21 protein-coding genes and 2 pseudogenes are annotated in these 21240 nt (G+C 69.3%); 18 read left to right on the top strand and 5 right to left on the bottom strand.

Features of this window, described 5'->3' with window-relative positions; translation table 11 throughout:
* Positions 1-65: 65 nt before the first annotated feature.
* The 17 genes and pseudogenes from ACIBCJ_RS14125 (at position 66) to ACIBCJ_RS14045 (ending at position 13117) form a co-directional block, all read left to right on the top strand.
* Positions 66-548 (top strand): hypothetical protein, encoded by a 483-nt coding sequence (locus ACIBCJ_RS14125; protein ID WP_365978146.1) that lies wholly within the window; start codon positions 66-68, stop codon positions 546-548.
* Positions 545-989: pseudogene (locus ACIBCJ_RS14120) on the top strand (hypothetical protein). The gene ACIBCJ_RS14125 and the pseudogene ACIBCJ_RS14120 overlap by 4 nt, the downstream one beginning before the upstream one ends.
* A 10-nt stretch (positions 990-999) precedes the next feature.
* On the top strand, positions 1000-1407 hold the full coding sequence (locus ACIBCJ_RS14115) for a hypothetical protein (RefSeq protein WP_365978145.1): 408 nt from the start codon (positions 1000-1002) through the stop codon (positions 1405-1407).
* 43 nt (positions 1408-1450) lie between these two features.
* Complete coding sequence (locus ACIBCJ_RS14110) at positions 1451-2293, top strand: helix-turn-helix domain-containing protein (RefSeq protein WP_365978144.1); 843 nt, start codon at positions 1451-1453, stop codon at positions 2291-2293.
* Positions 2290-2805, top strand: a complete 516-nt coding sequence (locus ACIBCJ_RS14105; protein WP_365978143.1) for a regulator — start codon at positions 2290-2292, stop codon at positions 2803-2805. The genes ACIBCJ_RS14110 and ACIBCJ_RS14105 overlap by 4 nt, the downstream gene beginning before the upstream one ends.
* Positions 2802-4037 (top strand): MFS transporter, encoded by a 1236-nt coding sequence (locus ACIBCJ_RS14100; RefSeq protein WP_365978142.1) that lies wholly within the window; start codon positions 2802-2804, stop codon positions 4035-4037. Before ACIBCJ_RS14105 ends, ACIBCJ_RS14100 begins: the two co-directional genes overlap by 4 nt.
* Positions 4038-4064: 27 nt before the next feature.
* A complete protein-coding gene (locus ACIBCJ_RS14095) occupies positions 4065-4367 on the top strand; it encodes a hypothetical protein (RefSeq protein ID WP_365978141.1) in 303 nt (100 codons plus the stop codon).
* 35 nt (positions 4368-4402) lie between these two features.
* Positions 4403-5662, top strand: coding sequence for an acetyl-CoA carboxylase biotin carboxylase subunit family protein (locus ACIBCJ_RS14090; protein ID WP_393506791.1), 1260 nt, complete (start codon positions 4403-4405; stop codon positions 5660-5662).
* Positions 5659-6810, top strand: a complete 1152-nt coding sequence (locus ACIBCJ_RS14085) for an MFS transporter (protein ID WP_365978139.1) — start codon at positions 5659-5661, stop codon at positions 6808-6810. Before ACIBCJ_RS14090 ends, ACIBCJ_RS14085 begins: the two co-directional genes overlap by 4 nt.
* Positions 6807-7430, top strand: coding sequence for an HAD family phosphatase (locus ACIBCJ_RS14080; RefSeq protein ID WP_365978138.1), 624 nt, complete (start codon positions 6807-6809; stop codon positions 7428-7430). Before ACIBCJ_RS14085 ends, ACIBCJ_RS14080 begins: the two co-directional genes overlap by 4 nt.
* A gap of 21 nt (positions 7431-7451) precedes the next feature.
* Positions 7452-8300: pseudogene (locus ACIBCJ_RS14075) on the top strand (DUF317 domain-containing protein).
* 29 nt (positions 8301-8329) lie between these two features.
* Positions 8330-8818 carry a hypothetical protein gene (locus tag ACIBCJ_RS14070; protein WP_365978137.1) on the top strand — a complete coding sequence of 163 codons (489 nt, stop codon included), beginning with the start codon at positions 8330-8332 and terminating at the stop codon, positions 8816-8818.
* 54 nt (positions 8819-8872) lie between these two features.
* Positions 8873-9670, top strand: a complete 798-nt coding sequence (locus ACIBCJ_RS14065) for a DUF317 domain-containing protein (protein ID WP_365978136.1) — start codon at positions 8873-8875, stop codon at positions 9668-9670.
* Between the two features lie 29 nt (positions 9671-9699).
* Complete coding sequence (locus ACIBCJ_RS14060) at positions 9700-10710, top strand: SpaA isopeptide-forming pilin-related protein (protein ID WP_365978135.1); 1011 nt, start codon at positions 9700-9702, stop codon at positions 10708-10710.
* A 253-nt stretch (positions 10711-10963) separates the two neighbouring features.
* Positions 10964-11308 (top strand): DUF6233 domain-containing protein, encoded by a 345-nt coding sequence (locus ACIBCJ_RS14055; protein ID WP_365978134.1) that lies wholly within the window; start codon positions 10964-10966, stop codon positions 11306-11308.
* A 42-nt stretch (positions 11309-11350) separates the two neighbouring features.
* Positions 11351-12223: a DNA ligase gene (locus ACIBCJ_RS14050; protein ID WP_365978133.1), complete on the top strand. Its 873-nt coding sequence runs from the start codon at positions 11351-11353 to the stop codon at positions 12221-12223.
* 162 nt (positions 12224-12385) lie between these two features.
* Entirely contained in the window at positions 12386-13117 is a 732-nt protein-coding gene (locus tag ACIBCJ_RS14045) for a hypothetical protein (RefSeq protein WP_365978132.1), read from the top strand.
* Between the two features lie 243 nt (positions 13118-13360).
* Here the strand turns inward: ACIBCJ_RS14045 and ACIBCJ_RS14040 are convergent, their stop codons facing one another.
* From ACIBCJ_RS14040 to ACIBCJ_RS14020, 5 genes are all read right to left on the bottom strand, one after another.
* Complete coding sequence (locus ACIBCJ_RS14040; protein WP_365978131.1) at positions 13361-14554, bottom strand: restriction endonuclease, SacI family; 1194 nt, start codon at positions 14552-14554, stop codon at positions 13361-13363.
* A gap of 322 nt (positions 14555-14876) precedes the next feature.
* Positions 14877-15380, bottom strand: a complete 504-nt coding sequence (locus tag ACIBCJ_RS14035; RefSeq protein WP_362504364.1) for a DoxX family membrane protein — start codon at positions 15378-15380, stop codon at positions 14877-14879.
* 127 nt (positions 15381-15507) lie between these two features.
* Entirely contained in the window at positions 15508-16164 is a 657-nt protein-coding gene (locus ACIBCJ_RS14030) for a lytic polysaccharide monooxygenase auxiliary activity family 9 protein (RefSeq protein ID WP_362504367.1), read from the bottom strand.
* A gap of 82 nt (positions 16165-16246) precedes the next feature.
* On the bottom strand, positions 16247-16693 hold the full coding sequence (locus ACIBCJ_RS14025; RefSeq protein ID WP_362504370.1) for a DoxX family protein: 447 nt from the start codon (positions 16691-16693) through the stop codon (positions 16247-16249).
* Positions 16694-16812: 119 nt separating this feature from the next.
* Positions 16813-19149 (bottom strand): family 49 glycosyl hydrolase, encoded by a 2337-nt coding sequence (locus ACIBCJ_RS14020; protein ID WP_365978130.1) that lies wholly within the window; start codon positions 19147-19149, stop codon positions 16813-16815.
* 846 nt (positions 19150-19995) lie between these two features.
* On the opposite strand from ACIBCJ_RS14020, the gene ACIBCJ_RS14015 reads away from it, so the two are divergent.
* A complete protein-coding gene (locus tag ACIBCJ_RS14015) occupies positions 19996-21180 on the top strand; it encodes an ROK family protein (protein ID WP_362504376.1) in 1185 nt (394 codons plus the stop codon).
* The last annotated feature ends 60 nt before the right edge of the window (positions 21181-21240 follow it).

Genomic DNA, 21240 nt, shown 5'->3' with positions numbered 1-21240 from the left:
GCGCCGAGTACAGCCGCCCCTCACATTTCCCAGGCACCGGCCTTTCCAGAGTAGGAGAACCCCTTTTGACTGACGGCATATCCGATGAGTCTTCGGATGTCGTGGGTGTGCTCACCGAACGGATCGAGGCCCGCTTCGACATGGGCATGGACCAGTTGAAGGCTGCGGTCGCCGCCGCTCCGACCGCGAATCCCGACGCCACCGACGTCGTCAAGTGGCATGGCCTTCTCGTCGAGGCCCAGTCCGTGCTGGAGCGGGCGGAGGACGACCTCCTGGCGGCCCTGGAGACCCAGCCCAGCGAGGTCGACGACCCGACGATGGGGCTGGCCCACCGGGTGAACGCAGCCGTCACCGCCCGCGACGGCCGGGCCATGGTCGTGCGGTGGCTCCTCGACCCGGATGCCCCGGGGAAGAAGGACCTCGCCGCAGAGCGCCTGGCCCGCCTCCGGTCCCGGAGCGGCCCGGCGGTGCAGACCAGCGCCCCCCACCGGCCGGCAGGGACACCCGCGCCGGCGTCGGCATGGCGGCCGGCACGGTCCGCCCGATGAGCCGGGACAAGGCCAGCACCATGGACACCGACCAGCAGAAGGTCTTCGGGAGCCCGCTACCCGACCTGTACGAGGCGGCGTCCGGCCACGATGCTCCACCGGCGCTCGCCCGCGCTCTGGAGCTGCGCTCGTTCCTGGCGCTCACCGAGGAGCAGGTCGCCCGCGTCCGCGACCGTGTCCACGGCGACATGGATCCCGAGCGTGACATGGGCGAACTGTCGGCGGACAAGCTCCGCTTCGACGCGCAGTGGCTGGAAGCGGCACTGGAGGCCCGCGACGGCTACCGCGCCGCTCTCGGCGAGCTGCTGCGCACCATGCCGCCGCCTGACCGGCAGGCCCGGCCTGTCCGTACGGCACAGCTCAGGGCCACCGCCACCCTGCGCCCGTCTGCCGCCCCGGCACCCCCTGCGTGCCGGGGCGGCCCGGAGCCGTCGACCGTGAAAGTTCCCGTTTGCCCGACCTGACGTCCACCGACATAGCCGGACGGATCGAGGACCTGTACGGCGCACCGCTCGCCGACCTCGAAGCTCACGCACAGGACCAGCCACCCGGCATGCTGTCCGCCCTGCTCGGCATGCACCGCGCCCTCGCCCTGGCCGAGCGCAGCATCGACTTCCACCGCGACCAGCTGGCCCGGCTCGTCCACCCCGAGCGGCAGATCGGCCCGCACGAGGTCTCCCACCTCCTCGACGGCGCCCGTCGGCTCGCCGAAGCCGTCGCCGTCCGCGAGACCCAGGCCACATCGGTTACCGCCGTCCTGCAGAGCCTGGCCCGCGTTTCAGCCCCGACGCCGCCGACTTCCTCGCCGCCTGCTCCGGCGCCGCCTCTTGTACCCCCGAGTCCGGCGCGCAGCCGCTGACCCGCGGGCGACCCCTTTCTTCATTCACCCAGGAGTTTCTCCCTTGGCCATCACCGCTCTGCCCCCGGAAACAGAGGCTGACATCGCCCGGGTCACCGAGGCCCTCGCCATGATCACCCCGCGCTGGAACGTGAGGATCCTGCTGGCCCTCTCCGGCCCGCCGCTGCGCTATAGCGAGCTGGCAGCCAAGGTGTCCTGGCTGCAGAACGGCCAGCTCCACCCCAAGCTCAAGTCACTGTGCGACGCCGGCCTCGTCGAACGCACCGAACACACCGCACGCCACGTGACCTACGGCCACACCGAGCGAGCCACTGCCCTGCTGCCGGTCCTGCCGATGATCGTCACCTGGGCCGAGGAGCACCTGGAGAAAGCCGACCGTCCGCTTCCCGCGATCGAGCAGATCGAGGACAGCCTCACCCTGCTCACCCGGCGCCATGCCGCCGCCATCTTGTGGGTGCTCAAGTCGCGTGAGGAGGTCAGCGGCCGGGTGCTGGCCCGGATCGTGATGCCCAGCAGCGACTGGACCAACATCTATCCGCCGCTGCGCCAGCTCGTTGCCGACGGTCTGGCCGACACCGAGGGAAACGGCCGGCCCTACCGGCTGTCCGCCGCCGGCGCCGCCCTGGGTCCCGTGCTTGGCACGCTGTCCGCCTGGTCCGCCGGACAGCCCCTCGACCAGGCGGCCCACCATCCCGTCTGGGGGCAGCCGCAGGCCAAGAGCAAGCCGAGGCCGTGGGTCAGCAGCCAGTCACGGCCGGCGCCCGCGGCGCTGCCACCCGCTCGGGCGGTTGGGTCGTCTCCGGCGTGGCACCACCGCGACCTCTTCTCGCACGCCGTCGCCGGCCGCCCGACGGCAGCCATCCCGGCGGGAGGCCCGCGCCGATGAGCACCTCCTTCACCTCTGCCGAAGTACGTCACGCTGTCGACCTGCTGGCCTCGCGCGCCTTGATCCGCCTGGTCACTGAGATCGACGACAACGGCGCCATACCGCCGCGACGGCTCGCCGGCACCCTGCCCGACCTTTCCGCGCACCAATTGCGCAGTGCATCCGACACGGCCCGCGCCCACGGCCTCGTCCGGGTCGCGCCCGGTGCCGGTCTGGAACTCACGGACTCCGGATCGGAGCTGGCCGACCTGTACGACGCGCTAGCCCGGTGGGCGCGGCGCCACTCGGCCCCCGCCGCCGTCTGCGAGTTCAGCGGCCGTGTCCGTCATGTCCTCGGCCTGCTGGCACCATCGCTCACTCCCGAGAGCGCCGAGGGCCCCGGACCCCTGCCCGACGTGCGCCCCATCGGTATGGAGGGTGAGGCGGAGCTGGTCCGTGCCCGCACGCTCCTGATCCAGTGGCTGGCCGGTAACCCCCAGGTGGTCGGGGCCGAGCCGGTGCGGGCCGCGTGAGCGCAGCGGTCACACCCCGGCACGCACGCCACCCGGCCGGGTTGCTGAGCAGCATCTACCTGCCGCGTACGGCGGACGCGTTGGCGTTCGCGATGTCCACCTACGGCATCCCGTTGCTCGTCCTGTCCACGACCCGCTCCGCGATGCTGACCGGTGCCGCCTTCACCCTGGAGTGGATCCCACGCCTGGCAGCGTTCGGGTGGGCCGGATCGATGGTCGACCGGCGGGGCGCCTCGGTGGTCTTCCACCTCGCCTCCCTGGGACGGGCGCTGGTCCTCGTGGCCGGGGGGATTCTGCTCTACCTCTACCCGTCCGGTGCCGTGGCGAGCGTGACCGTGATGGTGCTCGCGGCGGCGACCGGTGTGCTCACCCAGTTCAGCTACGTGGCGGCCGAGACCGCAGGTGCCGCCGCCGGCCGCCGAGCGGGGCCTCGGGCTCACCGTGTCCAGGCCGTCCTGCTCGGCATCGACCAGACCGCGACCCTGGCCGGACCGGCGCTCGCCGGCGTGCTGTTGCTCGCCGGACCGCCTTCGATGCTCGCGGTGGTCACCGGGTTCTCGCTGCTCGCCGCGCTGCTCGCCCTGCGCACACCGCCCTCGCCCGTCCTTCCGGCCCGCGCGCCGAAAGGGCGGCCCGGGGCAGGGCTGGCCACCGGGTGGCGCACCATCCGCGCGCTTCCCGCGCTCGGCTGGCTGGTGGCCGGGCTGACCTTGTCCAACCTGGCCACCGGCCTTCTCCAGGCCGCCGGCCCCGTGATCGTCGTCCAGCACTTCGGGCAGTCCACCACAGCCGTCGGCCTGGTGTGGTCCGCCGCAGCAGCGGCCACCCTGGTGGCGGTCACCATCTGCCGGTTCGCGTTGGACCGCCGGGGCCTGTGGCCCGTCGGGGCCGCCTGCTCCGCCATTGCTTCGCTCGCCTGTCTCGCTGCCGCCCTGGCCCCCGACTACCTGTCCTACCTGGTCATGGTCGCGGTCCTGATGGCAGCCGATGGCGGCCTGGCGGTCGTCCTGCGCACCCTGCGCTCCCGCCTGATCCCCCCAGAGGCGTTCGGCAGCACCCTGTCGGCCACCATCCTCATCCTCCTGCTGCCCTTCCCGGTCGCCGGCGTGCTCACCGCGCTCACCCCGCCCGACGCGCTAGGCCACGTCATCACCGTCTGCGCCGCCCTGCAAACGCTCGGCCTGTTCTGCGCCTTCGCCCGCCTGCGCACCGACCCCGCCCTGCGCACCTAACGCGCCCCTGCCCGTGGAGAACCCCCTATGACCATCGCCGCCCTCGGGTCGCACCGAGCGACCGGCCGCACCATCACCGAGCAGTTCCACGCCTTCGACGCCGGCAACCCGCACGTATACCGCGCTCTGGAACGCATGGCCGCCCGCCGCCTGGCCGCCGGCGCCACCCGGGTCAGCCTCAAGGACCTCTTCGAGGATCTTCGTCGCCAACTCCCGTACGGGGTCGCGGGGCTGAACAACAACTTCACCGCGCTTTACGCCCGTCGCCTCATCGACGACCACCCCCACTGGGCCCACGCGTTCGAGCTGCGCCGGCGTCGCGCCGCCTGAGACACCCCTCTTTTCCTGCTCTGCCGTCCTTCGATATGGAGAATCCCCTCTTGTCTGCTCGTCCTGTTGTGCTCGTCGTTGCTCCCGGAGATGAGAGCTACCGCGGCTACTGCCTTGAGCAGGTCGCCGACGCCTACGACGTCGTGCTGCTCACCGGTGCCGAACCGTCGTGGGAGAAGCCGCACATCACTGATCACGCCGTCGTGGACCTCAGCGATCCTGCCGCGCTGCTGGCAGGGGGCCGCGCTCTGGCCGGACGTCACGACCTCACCGGTGTCATGACCTGGGACGAGTGGAGCGTGGTCCCGACCGCCCGCCTCGCCCGCCAGCTCGGCTTGCCCACCACCGCACCCGAAGTGATGCAGGGGTGCCGCAACAAGGCCACTGCTCGGTCGCTGTTCGCCCGCCACGGCGTGCCCTCGGCCGCTTCAGTGAGCGTGCGTAGCCGCCAGGAGGCCGAAGCCGCCGCCGAACGGATCGGCTACCCCCTGGTGCTCAAGCCCGCCTCCCACGCGGGTGCCATCGGCGTGCGCCGCGTCGATGACCGTGATCAGCTCACGGCCGCCTACCAGGCAGCCGAACGCACGGCCGGTCAGGGGACCGAGAGCACCAGCGTCCTCGTCGAGGAGTTCCTCGACGGGCCGGAGATCTCCGTCGAGTGCGTCACCTACCGTGGCGCCACCACGGTGGTGGCGGTCAACCGGAAGACCCTCAGTCCTCCGCCGCACTTCGAGCAGCTGGCCCACAGCGTGGACGCCGACGACCCGCTCCGGGAGACCGTTGCGCCGGCCGCCCGGGCGGCGATCAACGCCCTCGGCGTCACCGACGGCGTCAGCCACATCGAGATGCGCCTCGTCGACGGCAGACCCCGCCTCATCGAGGTCAACGCCCGTCTGGCCGGAGACATGATCGGCCACCTCGTGCGTCTCGCCACCGGCATCGACCTGGCCCGTGCCGCCGCCGACATCGCCTGCGACCGTGCCCCCGACCTCACGCCCACCAGGTCCTCGGCCGCCGCCATCCGGCTCCTCTATCCGGACACCTCCGGCACCCTCACCCACCTCACCTACGACGGACCATGCCCGACGTGGCTGGACCGGCTGCAGTTCCAGCGCCGCACCGGCGACCAGCTCCTCCTCCCCACCGACGGAGGAAACCTGTACACGGGGCGGCTCGGCTACCTCATCACCACCGCCGCCACCGGCAAGGAGGCGCGTGCACGCGCAGAGCGGGCCGCTCGTGCCGTCGTCGCGGTCCTCGACCGGACCCCCGGCACCCGCAGCACCGCGGCGTGAGCGTGGTGTCTGCGTCCGACCGGCACAGCCGGGCGCTGCTGACCGGGTACTTCCTCGGCCTCGGGGCCATCATGGCGGTGTGGGGCGCCCGGATGCCTGCCGTGCAGCAGGCTGCCCACCTCAGCACCGCAGGGCTGGCCCTGGTCCTGCTGGCCGCCGCCGTCGGCATGGTCGCCGGACTGCAGCTCGGAGGCCGCTACGCCCGCCCAGAGCGGCTCCCGACGCTGCTCACCACTGGGTCCCTTGCCCTGACCGGATGCCTCGTCCTGGTGGGCCAAGGCGAGAGCCTGTCCGCGTTGCTGGCGGCGGCTCTCGCCTTCGGTCTCGCACACGGCATCCTGGATGTTGCCGCCAACACCGCGGCTGTGCGCTGCCAGAACGCCTTCGGCCGGCCCATCATGTCTGGTCTTCACGCTGCCTACTCCCTCGGCGCCCTGGCCGGCGCCGCCCTGGCCGCCCTCACCGCCCGGGCCCCGCACAGCACTCTCTTCACCGCAACAGGCGCCCTCCTGGCCGTCGTCGCGGTCGCTGCGGTGCCGGTCACCCGAAGCCTGAGCGGCGCAGACCGCCCCGCAATGCGCGCCGACGCCGGGAAGCTCCCCCTGGTTCCGTCGCCGGGAAAGCTCTGGCTTCTGGCCGCTCTGGCCGCAGCGAGCCTGCTGGGGGAGGGAGCCGCCGCCGACTGGGCCGCCGTGCACCTGCACACCCTGGGTGCCCCGACGGCCGCGAGCGCCACCGCATTCGCGCTGTACAGCGCGGCCATGGCCGAGGGACGGCTGACAGGTGACCGGCTCACTGCCGCCTTCGGCGCCCCGACGGTGGTACGGGCCGGTGCCGTTCTCGCCACGGCCGGACTGACCATCGGCGTCATCGGGAGCAGTACCCCGATGGCGCTGGCCGGGTGGGCGGTCTTCGGCCTCGGCCTGTCCACCACCGTCCCCTCGCTCATCACCGCGGCTGGAGCCGGAGGCGCCAAGGCCGTGGCCACGGTCACCGCCACCGGCTACCTCGGCCTCCTCGCCGGCCCGGCCCTCATCGGTGCCCTGGCCAGCGCCACCACCCTGTCCACGGCCCTGCTGCTACCCGCCCTCCTCGCAGCCGCCGTCGCCGCCCTCGCCCATCGAGCCCTGGAGAACACCACCCCTTGACCCCTGCCGCCGCCCAGGCGGGCCTGGACGCCGTCATCCTCGACTACAACGGCGTCATCGGCCTGCAACCCACCACCGACCAGTGGCTCCGCCTGGCCCACACCGCCCTGTGGCCCGAGGACCTCCCCGCCTTCCAGAACGCCTTCTGGAACGCCCGCTCCGCCTACGACGCCGGGCAGCTCAGCGACCTCGCGTACTGGGCCACGGTCCTCGGCCACCACCCCGGCGCCCGACGGCTGCGTGAACTCCGCGACGCCGACACCGACATGTGGACGTCCACCGATGAACGCGTCGTCGATGTTCTCCACCACGCCCACGAGTCCGGTCTACCGCTGGTCCTGCTGTCGAACGCACCCCGCCACCTCAGCGACGTCCTCGACCGCCACCCGTGGCGCCGCCTGATGACCCACGCCTTCTACTCGGCCCGGCTCCAGGTCTGCAAACCCGACCCGGCCGCCTACCAGCACGCGATAAACGCCACCGGCGCCGACCCCCACCGCGTCCTCTTCGTGGACGACCGGGCCGACAACTGCCACGCCGCCCGCCGCCTGGGCCTGCGCGCCCTGCACTACACCGGTCGGCCCACGGACCTCGCAGCCGCCCTGCAGTCCCCCAACTGACCTCGTCCCCCCTAGGATTCAGTGCCTCACGACGACCACGACACCATCGACGGCGACGTCTAGCCACCTGGCCCGCTCCACCGCGGTCGGTGACCCCGGCCTCGACCCGCTACACGACCTCGGCTGGGATCTGCACCACGACGACCTCGGAACCTCACGGCGCCCGACGGCAAGGTCCGCCTCGGCTATCTCCCCGAAGGCGATGACGACGGACTGTGGCGCATCAACGCCTACAAGGACGCCTTCGGTCCGCCGGCCTGGGGTGTCTGCTTCAACGACGCCGTGCCCACGGAGTTCGTCACGGCCTTCACCACCACCCTCGCCGAGGCGTACCGGCAGGGCCCGGACCGATACCTTGCCCGCCCGCTCGCCGGAAGCGCCGACCGTGACCCCTTCCTGGCCGTCGACCCGCTGATCAACCGAGGCTGGCAGTTCAACCGCCCGCACCTGAGCACCTTCGCCATCACCGCACCCGACGGGCTCGCCACGCTGGAGTACACCACCGGCGACCTCGACCCAGCGATCGAACTGGACACTCGCGATACGCGCTGGCACCTGTGGGCCGGCACGTCCCCGGCCCGGCCCTTCTGGTACTTCACGGCCAGCACCGACACCCCCGCCGCCCTCCTGCGGGCCGTGACCGAAGCCGTGGCCGACCCCGCACCCCTTACCCGTTGGCGGGACGACACCGACAGCTACGTCAAGGGCCACGCCCGGCTCTCCCCGATCCTCTCGCCGAGTCCGCCGTCGCCCACTCCGCTTGACGTCCGGCGGGCCGCCGCGTCCCGCCGCCCGGCCGCGCTGCCCGCGGCCAGCGTGCCGCGCTGGAGCACCACGAGCCGACCCGCCTTGCCCGGCCCACGCCGCTGACCCCAGCCCAACTCCGACCGGAGACCCTCGTGTCCCTGCAGGCCCCCGAGTTCTTCACCGAGCTGTGCCTCCCCTTCCACGACCACGCCGTCGTGGGCAACACCTACTACGCCGCTCCCGTCCCGGGCACGCCGCTACGGCTTCGGATCGACTTCACCCGCACTATCTACGCGGACACCTATGGCGGGCTGCGGGTCGCAGTCGTCCACCCGGACCGCGGCGAGATCGACGCGGTGGCGCTCAGCTTCCTGGACCACGGAACCTTCCACCGCCGCGACGAAGCCGCCAACACCCGGCCGAACACCCAGCAGTACGGCACCTTCGACAAATACCACCGCCCCGGCCGCCCGCCATGGGAGGGGGCCGTCACCACCGGGCTGCGCGACGCCATCGAGCAGTACACCGCCGTCTGGTTCCCCGGCGCCTGGGCCGCCTCCGGACCCAAGCGAGCGGCCGGCCGCACGTCGCGCAGAACTCCGCCCCCGCCGACCGCACCCGCCGGGGCCCGCACCCGCTGATCCTCATCCCGAAACCCGCACCCCGCGCCAGCCACCCAGCAGGAGCCTCTCCTCGTGTTGCCCGATCCGCCCTCCGACCCCTTCAAGGGCCTCGACCCCGACCAGACCATGAGGGTCCTCCCGCGTTACCTCGCAGGTCCCGGCCAAGCAGACCTGAAGACGATCTGGGCCTTCCCCTTCGACGAGGGCTGGCACCTTCACCAGGGACTCGAAGGGATGTCGTTCGCCATCAGCCCCTGCGCCCGGTTGTGGACCCGCTTCGCTCCCGAACCCGAGGAGCGAGGCCAAGGAACGTGGACCATCGGCATGGACCGTGTCCCCTTCGGCCCACGGGCCTGGGAGATCACCTTCGACGCCACCACCCCCGCCGAACTCCTGCGCGACGTCCACGCCGAACTGCTCGACCTGTACCTCGAAGACCGCCACAGCGACCAGAACCACCTGTTCGAGGACGCGACGGCCCCGCACGAGGTGTACACACCGCTCCTCACGCGCGGCTGGAGCCACAGGGTCAAAACGGACGGCACACAGACCTTCCTCCCACCGGACGGCCTCGGCGGCGTGCGCCACCAATACGCCACCACCCGCTCCGAAGGCCCTACCTGGCGCGCCTGGGGCGGCTACCCGAGCGAACCGCACTGGCAGGCCCAGTTCTCCGCCGCCGCTCCCACCACCCTCGCCGCGGCCTTCACCGCCTCGCTGATCTCCACCGAACCGCTGCACCGGGCCGTGAAACAGATCCCCATCCACACCCGCCGGCACCTCTACGTCGCACCCGGGGCCCCGCAGCCACCCAACCGTCCGACCCCCGCGATGCCACCCACCGGCCATACGACCGGCCGCACCCGCTGACCCCGACCGATCAAGGAGCCTTCTTCCTCGTGCACGCACGTCTCGTCCGATCCGCCGCCGCCCTCGCCGTCGCCGCGGCCGGAACCCTCACCTGGGCGCCGGCCGCGAGCGCCGAGCCCTCCGAACCGACCCCCTCGGCCTCCGCCGAGACTCCGGCCCCAGACGCGGGCAGCGTCGAGATCATCACCAAGGACACGGCCGGAGACGCCCTGCCCGGCGCCGTGTTCCTGCTGCTCGACTCCGCCGGCCAGGAAGCTGGACGCGGGACGACCGACGCACAGGGGAAGCTGACCTTCTCCGACCTCGCGCCCGGCGTCTACCGGCTCAAGGAGACGGCCTCCGGCAGCCCGCTCCACGAGGTCGTCGCCGACCAGGACGTCATCGTCACCCCGGGCGCGACCACACGGCTGACGATCACCGACCCGTTCAAGGCCGCCAAGGTCTTCCTGCAGGCCAAGGACGACAAGACCGGCAAGCTCCTGCCCGGCGCGACCGTGAACATCGGCACCGGCACCTCGACGCTGCTCACCCTGACCACGGGAGTCAAGGGCACGGCCTCCGGAGAGCTGCCCATGTCGAGCCGCAAGGCCCAGTTCTGGGTCAAGGAGATCAAAGCCCCTGCCGGCTACGACCTGTACAAGACGACCAAGACGTTCACCGCGGCTCCCGGCGGCCCGGTGACCGTGACCGTCACCAACGCCAAGACCACCACCCTGAAGCCCGAACCCTCGGGCAAGCCCACGCACACGCCCACCGACACTCCCGCTGGCCCAGGCAAACCGAACGGCGGTACGGGAAGGGTCACGCCGTCCGCGTCGGACAGCGACACACCGGAACCCGACTCCTCCACCATTGCTGCCACCCCGGACGGCGACTCCACACCGAAGACGCCGACGGGCTCCCTCGCCCACACCGGCGCTGACGCCACGCCGTGGCTGATCAGCGGAGCGGCCATCCTGATCGCGGCCGGTGGAGGCGCCCTCGCCGTGACACGCCGCAGTCGCACCGGCAGCCACACAGAAGACCCCACTGGGAGCTGACTGCACCCATCCTTCTTCGCCACACGGAGCCCCCGCAGCCCCAGATGGACACGCTGTTGGCGACCGCCAACAGGGTCCTCCCGGGTGCGGGGGCCTCAGTGCGTGTTTTGACTCAATACACCTCGTTGATCAAGATCAGGCGGCAGAGAACTACCCGGGGTCAAGATCACCTGGCAAACGACCAAGATCCTTTGTCAGAGGTCAGGAGCCGCTAGACGGCCCCGGCTGAAAATCGCCCTCTATAATCGAACTTGTGAGCGATACTCCGTCCCGTTTGGAACTGCTGCAGTTCACGCGCCGCGTGGTCGAGCAACAGGCGCGGGCGAGCCTTCGGCAGCTAGACCGGTGGATCGCGGACGAGGAGCGTCGGGAGGCCGAGCGGCGGCAGGCCGAGGAGCGGCGGCCACCGCCCCCGGAGTGGCTGATCGAGCGGGGTTTGGACCGGACCAGCCTGGTGGCGGTGCACACGGGGGACTGCTGGGACCCGGGTAAGCGCCTGATGCCAGCGACGCGGGAGCAGGCGCGCGACGCGATACGTCAGCAGGTTCCGGCGTGCTCGAAGTGTCGGCCGGACACGCGGCTGGGCCTGTTGGAGTAGTCCGGTGCGCGGGCGGCCTGGGCGGCGTTTGAGGGTGGCGGGGTGGAGTTCCCTGTCGATGTCGCCCTGGCCGAGCTGGTGCCGCAGCTGCCGACCGGGCCGCGCTGGTGGTATGAAGTGAAGCTCGACGGTCACCGGACGGTTTTGTGGCGGCTGGCTGAGACGGTTCGGCTTCAAGCGCGGTCGGGTCGGGACGTGACGACGCCCTGGATGGATCTTGCTGTTGCGGGGATGGCTCTGCCGGCTGGTGTCGTGCTGGACGGCGAGGCGGTCATCGTGGTTGACGGGCGGGTGTCGTTCGAGGCCGCTCAGGCTCGGGCGGCTTCCTCGCCTGCACGGTCGCGGGAGCTGGCGGCGCGGCACCCTGCGTTTCTCATCGTGTGGGACGTTCTGTCGTTGCCCACCGGGGACGTGAGGGGGCGTCCGTATGAGGAGCGGCGCGCCTTGATGCTGGACGTGGTGGCCGGGCTGCCGGAGGGGTCGCCGATTCAGGCAGTGTCGGCGACGGAAGACGTGGAGGTCGCCCGGGTCTGGTACGAGACGCTGGCCGGCTCCGGTGTGGAGGGGGTGGTGGCGAAGTCGGGAAGGTCGCCATACCGGGCCGGTCGGTCGTCGTCGTGGAAGAAGGTCAGACACGCGGAGACGATCGACGCGGAGGTGGTGGGGTTCACGGGAGCGGCGGGTCGGCCGCGGGCGCTGGCGGTGCGGTTGCCTGACGGTCGTGTCGCATTGTCTCAGCGGCTCGGGGCGCAGCTGGCCGCGCAGGTCGCGCCGGCGCTGATGGCCGTTGCCCCGGCCGCACGAGGTCGGGCGACCGGGGGCGAGTCGTTCACGGCGGCGGAGTCCGGACTGCTCGTCGAGGTGCTGGCGGGGACGACGAGGCATGCCGTGGTCACCGTGACGCGCGTGCGGTGAGCTGCCGCGGACGAACCAGGAGAAATAGCCGGCCTTCAGCTCGGCGAAGGACCGCGGGTCCCAGCGCACGAACTCCTCGCTTCGGCGTGGGCGTGGGCACGCCATCCCTGAGCTGGGGCTCCGTTATCCACGAACGCGCGGACGCCTCGTTACGCTGCGGCCGTGACCGAGCCCTCCCCGCTGCCAGGCGACCCCTCCGAGCTGCACCTGCGCATCTCCTACGACGACGGACTCTGGGACACTCCCCAGGCTGACACGCTGGAGTGCTGGGATGTGGCCATCCTGCACCGCCGACGCGCCCATGGTGAACATGACGAGCCGGTCGGCTCCAGCGGGTGTGCGAATGCTGACTGCTCCTCGTGCACGGTCGAGGACGTAGCCGTCGGCTCCATGACGTTCTACCGGGTGCACCTCGACCGAGGCCGCAACGCCTACTGGGCCATGGAGGAGGAGTCGGAGGAACTGTACGAGACTGCGCAGGTCCTCCTTGATCCCGAGACGGGTTCCTTCACCGACGAAGTCAGCGAACGGCTGGAGTACGTCGGCTCAGCGCTGCTCGTCATGAATCGCGTGACACTGGATCCGCCATGGCGCGGGCACGGCCTGGCGGCCGTCCTCGCCTGCGAGGTGATCACCCGGCTCATGGCCGGCTGCCGGGCCGTCGCCTGTTCGCCCGGCGTTACCGATCTCAGCAGCCATCGGCTGACGGCCAGAGCCGAGTGGGACCGCGTGAACGCCAAGATCGCCCAGGGGTGGGAGCGCCTGGGGTTCCGTCCCTACCGAGACAATGTCTATCTTCTGTCTCCCGCCTCGCAGGATCTTGAGGAACAGCGCGGCGCACTGCGCAGGCACCTTGCCGAACTCGGTGGTTCCTGGCGGGCTGGCGCTTCATGACCGGCCCGCCAGCATGAGGCGAGCTGCCTGCTAACCCGGCGCCCTTCTCGGTCCGCAGGCAGTTGCGACGGTCGGCATTCGCTCATTGGTAAACGCGTGGTCGCAGCCCGCAGGATTACTCGGCTGCTGGAACCTGAGAACCAGTAGTCGACCTAAAAGGAGCCTGTGTTTCGCGGGCGACTATTTTGAGGAACTCGGTGACGGACTCGGGTCGCATCGCGGGGTCGTCTCTCGTGGCGGCCTCTACGACCGCACGCCATGCGCCACTCTCCGGCAGGAGGGGAATGTTTGCACGGGGACGCCTTCCTGTGACTGCCCACCCGACGAATTGGCCCAGGCTGTATATATCGGCCTGTGGCCCTGCACTGTGAGCGTCGTCTTCCAGCTCGGGGGCGGCAACCCAGCCGATCCCAAAGCTACGCCCACCCTCGTCCTCTGAGGGTCGGTCGTCATCCCGCGCGGACGCCTAACAATGCCCCAGTCAGCAACCACCCACCGGCCGTCCAGCAGAAGAATGTTGGCCGGTTTGATGTCACGGTGCACATAGCCTTCTCGGTGTGCTACCTCAAGGGCAGAACATACGGATTGCAGGAGAAGAATCAGTGCGTCGTCATTCCGTAGGTCATCATGGTAATCCAGGGCCGTTCCCTGTGCGTACGGCATGACAAACCAGCTATGATCTGGCGCGTGGTCCAGAATAGGCATGGCGTGAGGATGGCCATTCAGGAACAGCCCGACTTCGATCTCCCGCCCCATTCTGGCGACGCGCCGCTCTAGCGGTGTGCGGAGCTTCTTCAGGGCTACCACGGAGCCCGTGGACTTGTCTCTCGCCCTGAAAACCTGAGCTTGGCCGCCATCTATAGGAATGGGATCGCATGCGTAATTTTTGCGTACACCAGCCATGTGACGGACACTGAATCTCGGCTTCTTGTCGTACTCCGAATGATCGGCGCAGACTTTAAGGAAGGCCATGAGTGCCAACTTGCATTCCTGCGGGTTTTTCCGATCGAGGAGTCTCAGTGCCTCGTTGAGCCCGTCGAAATACGTTCCCTTGCCCGCTTCGGGTCGGGGTATCTCGTCCCAATGGCTGTAGCGGAAAAAGGGCTGATTGTTGAGAGGTTCCCTTCCTTTGGTGTTCAGATTGAAACCGAGTTGCACGGAAGCGGGTACAAGTACACGGTGGCACAGAGTTCGGGCGGAATAGGATCGAGTATTGTGGGTCTGCTGCTTGATGGAGCGAGGGTCAACGGTCTCATTGAGTGTTCGAGCGAGGAGTGCGGTACCCAACGCGGGGGTGTAAGTGCGTGGGGCTTCTTCCTGTCGCAGTGAGCGCGAAAGGTGCAGCCACGCCTCTGGCAGCGAAGTGGCGTCCACCGCTTGCCTAAATGCTTCGTCCAATGCCTGGCGGGCGATATGCGGGTCGAACCTGACTGTCATCTATCCCCCTGGGTCGATCAGGCTTAATCGGCGTTGGGTTCGCCGCTGCCGAATCCCAGGCCATGTTATCCATCTGCCAGCATCGGGCCGTAGCGCACTGAACTTGCCGAAGACTGTTGCCGCCCGGTGGCTCTGCTGTTGTAGGGTCTCGCCGCTCGGGGCACAGGCATGCTCGTTGACCAGCGTTTCTTCCGCTGTCTCAAGTCGATGGCACAGCCGCTCAGTCTCACGAACGTGGCATTTCTGCGCGGTGTCGGCTGACTTTTGTCCCGCAAGACCGGGCTGGTTATCTGGTGGGCTGCGTAGCGGGGGTTCGTGAGCGTCAACCAGAGACCTCGTCGGCTGCGACGGCCAGGCAGGCGGCTACCAGGACCAGGTTCTTCAGGACGTACTGGCCTTCGAGGGTGGGCACACCGTGGTGCCACATCTGACCGTGCAGCAGCGCGAGGGAGGTGAAGACCCCGACCATGTGCACGAAGAACGCCATCAAGGCGGGCCGGAGGAACAGGCCGGTGACCAGAGCGAGTCCGATCAAGGTCTCCGCGGTGCCGAGCAGAGGCATGGACAGGGTCGTGGGCAGCAGGCCACCGGTGAGCTTTGTCATAGCGGCGGTCGCGATCTCCTCGGCCGGGCTCGCGGCAGGGAAGAACTTGAGCGCCCCGAACCAGCAGTAAAGGACACCGACGCTGATGCGCAGAACCACGGTGCTGCGCATCCGGTAGCACTCGGCCGCGCGCTGTGTGGCTGTCCTTCGGGTGGATGGGGTGCGCACGGCGGGAAGGAGCCGGTCGCGCAGCAGGCGGCGGGGGTGGCTGGTCAGGAGCATGGGTCCTCCGGGAGGCGACCGGTCCGGCCGCGGCAGCCGACCGGTAGAGGGAGGGGGAAGGCCCCGCGAGGTGTGCACCTCGCGAGGCCGATGTGCCGTGACGTCGTTCAGCTGGGGCGCGCTGGTGTCAGCTGAAGTTGACGTCGCTGCACAGGAAGTACTTCTGGTCCATATGGGACGCCTTCCACACGGTCACCACGACGTGCCGTCCGCTGTAGCCGGAGGTGCTGACGTCGGTGACGTAGTGCGCCTGGTAGGGGTAGCGGCCGGTCTTCTTCACCAGTTCGAGGTCGTCCCACCCGATCAGCTCGTACTCGGGGTTGAAGCCCTGCTTGGTGACGTAGACCTCGAGCCAGTCCGCGCCGTGCCGGGCCTCGTCGTAGAGGTCGACGGTGAAGTTGGCGCCGATGTCGGTCATCTTCCACGGGCCGGGGCGGTCGAGCGGCCGATAGTTCGTCTCGCCCTGGCCGCCGGCGCTGCAGATCTGGCCGTCGGGGATGACCTGCTTGTAGTTGTCGCCGGTGTTGTTGGCGTAGACGGCCTTCCACGCGCCAATGGCGTTGGCGTTCTCGTGGTAGGTGCGGTAGCACATGGGGTCCTGGGACTCGTTGGGCTCGGTGTAGCCCCAGCGCTGCAGGCAACCGTAGTTGCGGGTCTCGGGCGCGATGACCGTGCCGTGTGCTGCGGCCGTCGGTGCCCCGGCGAGCACGCCGATCAGGCTGGTGGCCAGTACGGCGGCGCCCAGTGCGGTGCGGCCGGCCGCGGTTGCGGGTACGCGGTTCATGATGCTCTTCCTCCGTGTGCGTCGGGGAATCACAGACCGATATGGCCCGTGTTACGTGTTCATGACAGGTACTTGTGTGAGGTCAGCTGCTGCGCGTGTCGCTCACCTCCTTTCGCGTGTGCTGCTTGCGGTGGGTGGAGAGGGCGAGCAGCTCGGTCGTGGCCCATCGGCCGGGGCCGAGGGCGGCGATGAGCAGGAAGGCCCAGCAGAACAGGGCTGCCTGCTCGCCGCCGTTCTCCAGCGGGAACAGTCCATCGCTCTGGTGGTGGACGAAGTAGGCGTAGGCCATGGAGCCCGAGCACAGAAGGGCGGCCGGCCGGGTGCCCAGGCCCAGCAGGACGAGGGCGCCGCCGACCAGTTGGATCACTGCCGCCCACCATCCGGGCCACTGGCCGGTGCTGGGGGGTTGCCCGTGCGGTCCGCCGAGCACGTCGAAGAGCGTTGCCGCCCCGTGGCAGGCGAACAGCAGTCCAAGCACGATCCGGAACAGGCCCAGCACCGGTCCCTGGTACCTGGTGGGTGTCTCCACGGTGATGCCCTTTCTCTGCGGCGGGCGGGGGAGGGAACGCTTTTTCCAGAGAGGAGCGGGGTGCGGGGACTGGTGGCCGCCGGCGGCGGTTGGTCGCTGGCGGCGGCCACCGGGGTGGATCAGGAGGTGAGGGTCCACTTCTGGCTCGCCCAGGTGCCGCAGTCCCACAGGTGCAGGCGGGCGCCGTCGGTGCTGCTCTGGCCTTCGATGTCCAGGCAGCGTCCGGACTTGACGTTCTTCAGGGTTCCGTTGGACTGGAAGGCCCACTTCTGGCTGTCCCAGCTGCCGCAGTCCCACAGGTGCGCCTTGGTGCCGTTGGCGGTGGCGCCGCCTTCGACGTCAAGGCACTTGCCGCCGGACTTCAGCTGCTGTCCGTCGAGCGCCCAGCTCATCGAGGCCACGTTGGCACAGGACCACTGCTGGACGGCGGTGCCGTTGGCGGTGGCGCCGCCGGCGCGGTCGAGGCATTTGGACGTCGCACCGTTGACGATCTTGCCACCGGTTACCGGGTCAGGGTCGGGGTTGCTGTCGCCGGGGCCCCAGGCGTTCCAGTTGTCCCAGTTCTCGGCGTCGAAGCCGATCCGGCCGAGCTGGTCGGCGGACCAGTTGGTTCCGGACTTGCTGATGACGGTGCCGCCGACGGTGTAGTTCTCCAGCTTTAGGCCGCGGCTGTCACGCGTCTCGTTGCCGAGGGTCACTTTCTGCCCGGCGCTGTTGCTGTGCCGCTTGAGGAGGCTGATCTGGGAGGACGGGTCCAGCTGGTTCCACGCGCCGATCTTGAGGTTCTTGATGTGGATGTTCTCGGTGCTGGACAGGGCGAAGACGCGGATGGCGCAGTTGGTCATGCCCTCGACGGTGATGTTCTCGAAGGTCATGTTCTTCACCCATGCGCCCGGGTCGGCCTTGGTGGTCGAGCCCGTGTCCTCCCAGTGCGAGGAGGGGTTGAGGATGCAGGTGTTGTACTTGACGTCCTTCCAGTACATGCGGTTGTGGATGACGTGGGTGTTGCTGACGCGGACGTTGTCGATGTTGCGAGGGGTCCAGCCCCACTGGATGACGGGGCCGTTCTCGTTCTTCCAGATGACGGTGTTATCGATGCTGACGTCGCTGTGGTACATCTTCAGCACGTCGTCGTTGGCGTTGAAGAACGTGTTCTTCATGGTGCTGCCGCGGTACAGCTCGATGCCGTCGGTCTGCCAGTACCAGGAACCGACCTGCTTGTAGTTGTCGACCCGCATGCTGAAGGTCTGCTCGTCGCCGTAGACGACGAAGGAGTGGTAGGGCGGCTCGTTGATGGTCACGCCCTGCAGGTCCAGGTGCTGCTGGCGGCCGGGGGCGGACTCGAACTGCAGCATCTTCACGCAGCTGGAGTGGCAGTTGGACGCGCCGGAGAGGTGGTCATAGTTGTTGTTGGTGTCCGCCTCGTAGACGTACTGCTCACCGGAGAGCACGCCCTGGCCGGTCACCTTGTACAGGCCCTGGCTGTCGTCAGGGAAGCGGATGGCGCCCTTCACGTACGCGCCGGGGGCCAGGTAGACCCACTTGACCTGCTTGGGCAGCAGCGCGTGGTACTTGGAGGTCATGTAGTAGGTGCCGGGCCGGAAGTACACGATCTCCTCGCTGATCGTGTTCAGGTTGGTGACCTGGCCCTGAGGCGGGTAGTAGGTGCTGCCCGAGGACGACGTCGGGACCAGCCGCTCCTTCTCTGCGCCCGTCGGGGCCGGCTCGGCGAAGATCATCATGGAGTTGCGGGGCTCGGTGTGGATGGCCCGGTTGCCGCCGCCGCTCTGGTCGGTGAGCTTGCCGGCGTCGTTCGCGGGGCCGGACATGTCGTTGTAGGCCGTGTACAGCTGCGGGTCGAACTCGACGGAGAACCGGTAGCCGGCCGAGCTGTAGGGCACCTTGACGCGCACGGTGTTGCTGTTGACCAGTTCCTTGGCGAAGTTCAGGCTGCTCGGCTTGATCTTGACCTGGTCGGCCGAGGAGATCGTCTGGCCGGTGCGCAGGGAGACGTCGACCCATGCGTCGGTGGTGTATTGGAAGGACGACCAGCTCATGGTGAGGTTCGCGGACGAGGAGAACTCGGCCCCGTCCTCCTTGGTGTAGCCGATCTTTCCCTTGCCGCTGCGGGGGATGCTCATGTAGGCGAACGAGTCGTACTTCGTCGTCGGGGCCGCTGCGGTGGCGACCTTCACGTCGTAGAACGACGACCGCCGAACCTTGTCGTTGGCAACCGGGCTGGTGGTGTTGAACTCGTAGTTGTCGTGCCACCACGTCTTCAGGGCGGTGCTGTCCGCGGGTGTCGGCTCAGCCGCCGGAGCGGCCAGGGCGTCAGGAGCGGGGCGGCTTGGGGGCGTTCCGGCCGCGGCCGTGCTGGCGGGCACGATGACCGAGGCCAGTGCCAGCGCCAGTCCGACGGCGATCGCCGCCAGTCGTCTCAGTGCTGCTGCGGGCATGCTGATGTCCTTCTCCTTGGCAACAGGGGACCGCCGGCGAATGTGCACGGCGGTCTGCTCGGGCGGCCCGACCAAAGCGCAGGCCGGCGAGACGGCACGCATCAGGGGAAGCGCGGCCGAGGCGGCCGCCGGCGGGTTCCTACAGGTGTGCCGGGGAAACTGGGTGCCCCCGGCCGGTCCGGGCTACGTACAGGCAGATGGCCGGATGCCCGGCGGATCGGCTGGCCACGGCCTTGTCGCGGGTCGGTGACCGGGCCAGTGCAAGAGTCCTCCCTTCAGCAGGCAAGAACGGGTGGCGTGTGCGCCCGGGTTCATCCGGGGAGGCCGGAACACTCCGGTTCTCCGCCCCGCCCGGGCCGGTGGGCGCAGCACGCACTCCGCTGAGGGCACCAACGGCGCAGACAAAGGGGCCCTGGATGCCGCGCAAGCGCCGGATGCTGAGCCCAGCGCTGTGCGGTCGCCGGATAACGTCCCGTCATTTCTTCCCCGTGTCAACGAAATGAACAAGATTCGTTGTTGCTCGCCCGTCTCGTCGGCCGAACCAAGGCCCCAGACCGGGACTTCTGGTACAGGAGGCGGGCACACGAGGCGCGATTACGGTTGCGTAACGCGCTGTTTTCTTTCTTGACGCACGAAAACTGGGGGGACAGACTCCCGTCATGTCCAGCTGGCCCGGGCACCAGACCAGGCGCCCGGGGTAAGCGGGAGGAGAGCACGGCGATCTCCCCGGCCCTGATTGCGCCACGGTTTCGCCGTCACCGACGACGGCGTGTTCCGCATCGGGTTCGATGGAAGCGGACCGGACCGACCAGCCCTTGACCGACTACACCTTTGGAGGCGCGCGTGATGAGCCCGTCCAAGATCCGTTTCTCGGAGCTTGTCGGTGAGCAGACCCGGGCGGAGATCTTCGCGACCGTCCTCACCGCGGGTCCCATCTCGCGCACCCAACTGGCCCAGCGCCTGGGTCTCGTCCCCTCCAGCGTGACCCGGATGCTTCCCCCGCTCCTGGAGCACGACTACCTGCACGAAGCGGACGCCGTTCCTCAGGGGAGGGGCCGGCCGCAGAAGATGCTCCACGTCAATCCGGACAAGCACATCGTCGTCGGCATCAAGATCGGTCCCGCACAGGTCTCCGGAGTTGTCACCGACATGGCGGCCAACGTCCTGGCCCGCGCCGAGGAACCGATCGCCGACTGCACACCCCAGACTGCCCTGTCCGCCGCTGCAGCCCTGACCAGCAGGCTCCTCTCCGAGGCGCCCGAAGCGGCGGACAGGGTACTGGGGCTCGGAGTCGGCGTCAGCGGCCACGTCGACTCGGGCGCCGGCATCTGCCGCTACTCGGCCCTGCTCGACTGGGACAAGGTCGACGTGGCCGGCCCGCTGAGAGAAGCGACCGGTCTGCCGGTCGTCGTGAACAACGACGTCAACACCCTGGTCGTCGCAGAACGCTGGTTCGGGCAGGGCCGCGACGTCGACTCGTTCGCCGTCGTCACCGTCGGCCCCGGCATCGGCTGCGGCCTGCTGCTCGATGGAACCCTGTTCTCCGGCGCCACCGGCCTGGCCGGAGAGCTCGGCCATCTGCCCCTCGACCCCGCGGGCCCGATGTGCAGCTGCGGCCGCCGCGGCTGCCTGGAAGCTCTCGCCGGTGACCGGGCGGTCCTGCGCCACCTGCAGGACGCGGGCATCGCCTGCACCACGATCTCTGAAGCCACCGATCTCGCACGCTCGCCCGCAGGCGGATCCGCCCAGGCCGTCGCCCGCTCCGCGTTCGCCGAAGCAGGAGCCGCCCTGGGACGGGGACTGGCCGGCATGTGCAACCTGCTGAACCTGCAAAAGATCATCATCGCCGGAGAAGGAGCGGTCGCCTACGACCTCTTCGGCCCGGCGGCGTCACAGGCACTGGAAGCCCACGCCTTCTCCACCGCTGCCCGCGACTGTGACGTCCACGTCGACCCTGTCCGCCACGACCTGTGGGCCAGAGGCGCGGCCTGCCTCGTCATCCGTGACGCGGTGGGCGCGGCCATCTCCTGATCTGCTGTCGCCGCCGAGCTTCACGCCAAGGCCGTCACTCTTCCTCACCTTCACTTTAAG

The sequence above is a fragment of the Streptomyces sp. NPDC051136 genome (genome assembly GCF_044455745.1).
Taxonomy (GTDB): domain Bacteria; phylum Actinomycetota; class Actinomycetes; order Streptomycetales; family Streptomycetaceae; genus Streptomyces.
Note: the sequence above shows the minus strand (reverse complement) of the source record. Positions and strands in the feature narration are given on the sequence as shown.